The organism is Ignavibacteria bacterium, assembly GCA_025612375.1.
Classification (GTDB): Bacteria; Bacteroidota; Ignavibacteria; order Ignavibacteriales; family SURF-24; genus JAAXKN01.
The window spans coordinates 1-1024 of sequence record JAAXKN010000140.1 but is presented as its reverse complement, the minus strand read 5'-3'; the positions used below and the strand labels follow the sequence as shown (position 1 = coordinate 1024).

General features: G+C 39.6%; 2 protein-coding genes. Both read right to left on the bottom strand.

Annotated elements, in window-relative coordinates:
- The coding region (locus HF312_21765; protein ID MCU7522821.1) for a prepilin-type N-terminal cleavage/methylation domain-containing protein at positions 1–108 on the bottom strand (108 nt) is incomplete at its 3' end.
- On the bottom strand, positions 96–1024 hold a 929-nt coding region (locus HF312_21760), incomplete at its 5' end, for a hypothetical protein (protein ID MCU7522820.1). The genes HF312_21765 and HF312_21760, both read right to left, overlap by 13 nt.

Here is a 1024-nt window from a genome sequence, read left to right as displayed (position 1 = left end):
TAGCATGGCAGAAAAAATCATAATGAGGCCCAGAATTACGATAGCCGTAAGAGTCTCAATAATGGTGAAGCCCTGTTCGTTTTTTATATCTTTTTTTAATAAAGCCATTCTTCCCTTAGGACTTTCAGTTTCTTTTTATCTCCCAAGCCTATGGGCAGAAGATAGCTTTTATTTAGTTCCGGCCTGTTGATGTCCAGGTTAACAAGCCAGTTTATGTACTCTGTTGGCGGCTGGTAAAAGTAGAGATTGTAGGTATACAACGATCCTTTAACTTTCCCCAGGATCTCTGTGTTGTTTTCGGAATAAATTACCCCGTGCACAACGCTTTTTGCATCAACCGATATTTTGCTTTTATTTCCCCATTGGCCGGTTACGTCAGTAATAAGCATGGCAGTGCCGTTTAAGATGCTCCCTTTAAGCTCTATCTTATTCATTGAAGAAGTATCACGTGACATGGGATTAATGCAAAGCAGAGAAGGATACCTGGAAAGGGTGTTATCCGCTTTAATAAATCTTTTAGAATACATCTGGCAGCCTTTCATTGCAACCCCCTTATGAATCTCAATCCCGCTTTTTGAGGTAATAAGGAGGTTCTCAAGCTTTGAGTTTTCTTTTATTATGACTGAAGAGTCACATATCAGTTCAAGGTTTGAGAGGCTTTGGGAGTTCTCTTCAATTATAACTTCACCTTTTACAAATACTTTTGCAGCACTGTATATATTTCCCTGTGATGTTCCGCTGAGGATTAGGTTTCCTGCAATGTACAGAGATTTTACTGTGTCCAGTTCTGAAAAGTTCAGCCGGTGATTCCCTTTTACAGGTTTTACTTCTTTTGCTGGTTTCTGGTTAAATATGCCCGTCAGGAGTGCTTCAGGGAAATACTTCTCCTTAATGCTTTTACTTACTTCAAGTTTAACATCCGGGAAATTCTTCTTTGGAGTCTTTATGCCTAAGATAATACCCTTTGATATTCTGTCGCTTGATGTAAGCATGTCCCCTGTTATCTTATTATCCCCTGCGTAGG